This is a genomic window from Pantoea sp. CTOTU49201 (genome assembly GCF_032054795.1).
Taxonomy (GTDB): domain Bacteria; phylum Pseudomonadota; class Gammaproteobacteria; order Enterobacterales; family Enterobacteriaceae; genus Pantoea; species Pantoea symbiotica.
This window is the reverse complement of sequence record NZ_DAMBSA010000391.1, coordinates 1-4,340: the sequence shown is the minus strand read 5'-3', so window position 1 is coordinate 4,340 and position 4,340 is coordinate 1. Positions and strand designations below refer to the sequence as shown.

Sequence of the window (4,340 nt, the reverse complement as noted above, 5' to 3'; positions counted from 1 at the left end):
GGATCTGGTGCTGCTGGGGGTGATTCCGGTGGTGGCGCTGGCGGTGATTTTTGATGCACTGCTACGTTTACTGTCGGCACTGCTGGAGAGACGTCATGATTGAATTTCACCAGGTGAGCAAAGTGTTCGCCGGCAAAGAGGCGATACGTAACCTGTCGCTGAAGATTGAGAAGGGCAGTTTTACCGTGCTAATCGGCACCTCCGGTTCCGGCAAATCGACCACGCTGAAGATGATCAATCGGCTGGTGGAGCACGACAGCGGCGAAATCCGCTTCGCCGGAGAAGCCATCGAAACCATGGATGCGCGCGCGCTTCGCCGCCGCATCGGCTACGCCATTCAGTCGATTGGCCTGTTTCCACACTGGAACGTGGCGAAGAACATCGGCACCGTGCCGTCGCTGCTCGGCTGGCCGCAGGCGAAGATCAACCAACGCGTCGAGGAGCTGCTGGCGCTGCTCAATCTCGATAGCCATCTGGCGACGCGCATGCCGCATCAGCTGTCGGGCGGACAGCAGCAGCGCGTCGGCGTGGCGCGAGCGCTGGCGGCGGATCCTGAATTGCTGCTGATGGATGAACCCTTCGGCGCGCTCGATCCGGTTAACCGTCTGGCGCTGCAACACGAGATGTTGCGCATCCAAAAAATGTCCGGCCGCACCGTGGTGCTGGTGACGCATGACATCGACGAAGCGCTGACGCTGGCCGATCAGCTGGTGCTGATGGACGGCGGCGAAATCGTGCAGCAGGGCAGGCCGATCGATCTGCTGACGCAGCCGGTGAATGACTTTGCCCGCGAGTTCTTTGGTCGCAGCGAGCTCGGCGTGCGTTTGCTGGCGCTGGGACGTGCGGGCAGCGCGGCGCGACGCGGTGAATGGCTCGACGCCGAACCGATTGCCGCATCATTGACGCTGCGTGAAGCGCTGTCGCAGTTTATTGCGCGCCGCACCGACAAATTGCCGGTGATCGATCAGCATCAGCAACCGCTCGGCGTGCTGCACTTCAGCGATCTGCTGCGCCAGCGGGAGGCGAGCTGATGCGGCTGTTACGCGATCCGCTTTACTGGCTGCTGGCGACCTTTCTGCTGTTGCTATGGGGCTTGCCGCACAGCGGCCCGCTGTTTGCCCACTGGTTTCCGCAGCTGGAGCGTCCGCTCTATCAGCAGGAGAGTTTCTGGCGGCTGGCGCTGGCGCATCTGGCGTTAGTGGTTAGCGGCAGCCTGCTGGCGTTGCTGGTTGGCGTTGGCTGTGCGGTGTTTGCTACGCGCCACGCCGGGCGCGCTTTTCGCCCGCTGCTGGAAACCGTGGCGGCGGCCGGGCAAACCTTTCCGCCGGTTGCGGTGTTAGCGATTGCGGTGCCGGTGATGGGATTTGGCGCGACGCCTGCGGTGATGGCGCTGTTTCTCTACGGTTTGCTGCCGATTTTGCAGGGCACGCTGGCGGGTTTAGATAGCGTACCGGCCAGCAATCGCGAAATCGCGGTCGGTCTCGGCATGGGGCCGTGGCGACGCTTGTGGCAGATTGAGCTGGCGCTGGCAGCACCGGTGATTATGGCGGGCGTGCGGACCTCGGTGATGATCAACATCGGCACGGCAACCATCGCCTCCACGGTGGGCGCGGAGAGTCTGGGATCGCCGGTGATCATCGGTTTGAGCGGCTTTAACACCGCCTATGTGATTCAGGGCGCGCTGCTGGTGGCGCTGCTGGCGTTGATTTGCGATCGCCTGTTAGAGCGCGTGCAGCGCAAACTTAGTTGGTATGCACAATGAGGCTGTAGCCGACCAGCATCATGCCGCCCATGCCGCCAAGCGCCATGATGGCAAACAGGGAACCGATGAGGAGTTTATTCCAGTTCATGTGGAGACCTGAGAAAAGAAATTTAGGGCGGCATGATAACGCGCACACCACGCCAGGCAAAGGCCGTGTGTGCGATTTTTAGTTACGCGGGATCGTGCAGGTGAATGGCAAAACCTTGTGCCTGCCAGTGTTCAAACTGCTCGACCTGACGACGCGTCGGCTTTTTGCCGGTCCAGATAAACAGATTTTGTCCGGGGAATAACTCAGGGCGCGGCATATCCAACGGTTCCGCCAATACATCCATGCGCCAGCCTTGCTGCGACAAACGCCAGGCTTCCAGCCAGATGCGGGTACGATCTTCCACCGCCCAGCCAATCATCAGCGCATCTTTACCGGCTTTTTTACGCCCACCGGCCAGACAAAACGCCACATAATCAATCAGCGCGCCATCAAGCAGGCTGCACATGGTACGCGCAGTATTTTGATCTAAACCGAGACGCTGACGAACCGGCACGAACACGTGGTCGATCAGCGCATCCACCGGATGTTCCCGGCCAATAGTGGCAATTTTGACGCGCAGTTTAGCCGGACGAACGTGACGCAGCACGCTCATCAACTCTTCCTGCAGCGCCGACCAACCGTCATGCACATTGACGGTGGCACCTTCCAGCAACGCTTTCACTTTGCCGACGGGCACGCCACTCTCTATCCAGCGTTTTATCTCTTCGATACGCTGAACATCTTCATCATCAAACTGCCGATGACCACCTTCGGTGCGCTGAGGTTTTAACAGACCGTAACGTCGCTGCCAGGCGCGAAGCGTTACCGGGTTGATTCCACAGCGTTCGGCCACATCCCCGATACTGTATAAGGCCATAGATTCCTCTAAAATACTGACCTGCATAACAACACCTTAACCCCCACGCCTGGGTTGTACAACGATTTTTTAGTTGTACAACTTGACCTTGTTTAGGATTCGTAGTGTTATCTCATATGTGAGATTTATTTCCCATAAGTGAGAGGTGAAGATGTCTGCTTCGGATACTGACGATCGACTGGCGGCACGACTGGCCGAATTACGCTTACAACGCGGTTGGTCATTAGATGATTTGGCGATGGCGACCGGCATCAGTCGGGCGTCATTGTCGCGTATTGAACGCGCTGAAACTAGCCCCACAGCCGCTTTGCTTAACCGGCTTTGCGTGGCTTACGGATTGACCATGTCGCGCCTGCTCAGCGAGGTGGAAGAGGAGGCCGCGCTGCTGCTGAAAGCGGATCAACAGCCAGTGTGGCGCGACGACGCCAGCGGTTTCCAGCGCCGCAACGTATCACCGCCCGCCAGCCACTTTAAAGCGGAAGTGGTGGAAGGCGTGCTGCGTCCCGGCGCGCGTATTGATTACGACGCGCCGCCAATTCAGGGACTGGAGCAGCACATCTGGCTGCAATCGGGCGAGCTGACCATCAGCATGGACGATCAACACTGGACGCTGCAGGCGGGCGACTGTCTGCGCTTCCATCTCACCGGTAAATCCGCGTTTGCCGCCCATGCCGAAGGCGGCGCGCGCTACATTTTGGTGGTATGCAAACCATGATTGAAATCGAACGTCTCAGCGCCACCCAGGCGCAGCCGCTGCTGGCGGCATTGTGTGATGTGCTGCAGGGCTGCGTCGCCGACGGCGCCAGCGTGGGCTTTATTGATGCCGACGATCGCGCGGCGATTGAGCGCTTCTGGCAGGACAAAATTTACAGCCTGGCAAGCGGCGACAATCAGCTGCTGGTGGCGTATCAACAGGGCGTGATTGTGGCGACGGTGATGGTAGGTTTCAGCGCCATGCCGAACGGTCGCCATCGTGCGGAGATCAGTAAGCTGCTGGTGCATCCGCGTGCCAGACGTCAGGGCATTGCGCGCCGCCTGATGCAGCAGGCCGAACAGCTGGCGGCAGAGCAGGGCAAAACTTTGCTGGTGCTGGACACGCGCAGCGGCGACGTGGCGACGGATTTGTATTTGTCGATGGATTGGCAGATTGCGGGGTCGATTCCAATGTATGCCGAGTCAACTGAAGGTGTGCTGGATGCGACCACGGTGATGTTTAAGCTGCTGCGTTGACCAGGTCGGCATAAATGCCGCCCCTACGGTAGGGTCGCCATTCATGGCGACCTTTTTAATACTGCGCACCACTTCAGTGCGCCGCCTCTCCTTCTGCAACGCCCAGCGCCTGCATAAACAGCCGGATAATCGGGTTTATTTTGCGGCCCTTCTTCATCATCAAACAAAACGGGTTTTCACGGCGAGTCGAATCATCACCCAACTCACACAGCTGCCCACGCGCAATAAACGCGGCGGCATAATGATCCGGTAAATAACCAATAAAATGGCCGGTTAAAATCAACATGGCGACAGATTCAACCTGAACCGCCTGCGCACCGCTGTCCTGCAACGGAATGATGCGACGATCGTCGCGTGGTGTCACATATAAATGATTAATGATTTTCTGCTCACGTAATATTTCCAGCGAGATATTTTTATCACACGAGCCGGAATATAAAGGA

At 58.4% G+C, this 4,340-nt stretch carries 6 protein-coding genes; 4 read left to right on the top strand and 2 right to left on the bottom strand.

What is annotated here, in order from left to right:
- The first annotated feature begins 95 nt into the window (after window positions 1-95).
- Together RTY00_RS20715 and RTY00_RS20710 are read left to right on the top strand one after the other, a co-directional pair.
- Entirely contained in the window at window positions 96-1,031 is a 936-nt protein-coding gene (locus RTY00_RS20715; protein ID WP_154153219.1) for an ABC transporter ATP-binding protein, read from the top strand.
- A complete protein-coding gene (locus RTY00_RS20710; RefSeq protein WP_312665930.1) occupies window positions 1,031-1,762 on the top strand; it encodes an ABC transporter permease in 732 nt (243 codons plus the stop codon). Before RTY00_RS20715 ends, RTY00_RS20710 begins: the two co-directional genes overlap by 1 nt.
- A 170-nt stretch (window positions 1,763-1,932) precedes the next feature.
- Here the strand turns inward: RTY00_RS20710 and RTY00_RS20705 are convergent, their stop codons facing one another.
- A complete protein-coding gene (locus RTY00_RS20705) occupies window positions 1,933-2,667 on the bottom strand; it encodes a MerR family transcriptional regulator (RefSeq protein ID WP_008102616.1) in 735 nt (244 codons plus the stop codon).
- A 151-nt stretch (window positions 2,668-2,818) separates the two neighbouring features.
- Between RTY00_RS20705 and RTY00_RS20700 the strand changes: the two genes are divergently transcribed.
- Window positions 2,819-3,382, top strand: coding sequence for an XRE family transcriptional regulator (locus tag RTY00_RS20700; protein ID WP_312665929.1), 564 nt, complete (start codon window positions 2,819-2,821; stop codon window positions 3,380-3,382).
- On the top strand, window positions 3,379-3,897 hold the full coding sequence (locus tag RTY00_RS20695; protein WP_312665928.1) for a GNAT family N-acetyltransferase: 519 nt from the start codon (window positions 3,379-3,381) through the stop codon (window positions 3,895-3,897). Before RTY00_RS20700 ends, RTY00_RS20695 begins: the two co-directional genes overlap by 4 nt.
- 73 nt (window positions 3,898-3,970) lie before the next feature.
- Here the strand turns inward: RTY00_RS20695 and RTY00_RS20690 are convergent.
- The coding region (locus tag RTY00_RS20690; protein ID WP_409519155.1) for a LysR substrate-binding domain-containing protein at window positions 3,971-4,340 on the bottom strand (370 nt) is incomplete at its 5' end.

What these genes read in the sequence shown, in the direction of transcription:
- RTY00_RS20715 (WP_154153219.1), top strand. Translation starts at nt 96, where the DNA reads ATGATTGAATTTCACCAGGTGAGCAAAGTGTTCGCCGGCAAAGAGGCG.
- RTY00_RS20710 (WP_312665930.1), top strand. Translation starts at nt 1,031, where the DNA reads ATGCGGCTGTTACGCGATCCGCTTTACTGGCTGCTGGCGACCTTTCTG.
- RTY00_RS20705 (WP_008102616.1), bottom strand. Translation starts at nt 2,667, where the DNA reads ATGGCCTTATACAGTATCGGGGATGTGGCCGAACGCTGTGGAATCAAC.
- RTY00_RS20700 (WP_312665929.1), top strand. Translation starts at nt 2,819, where the DNA reads ATGTCTGCTTCGGATACTGACGATCGACTGGCGGCACGACTGGCCGAA.
- RTY00_RS20695 (WP_312665928.1), top strand. Translation starts at nt 3,379, where the DNA reads ATGATTGAAATCGAACGTCTCAGCGCCACCCAGGCGCAGCCGCTGCTG.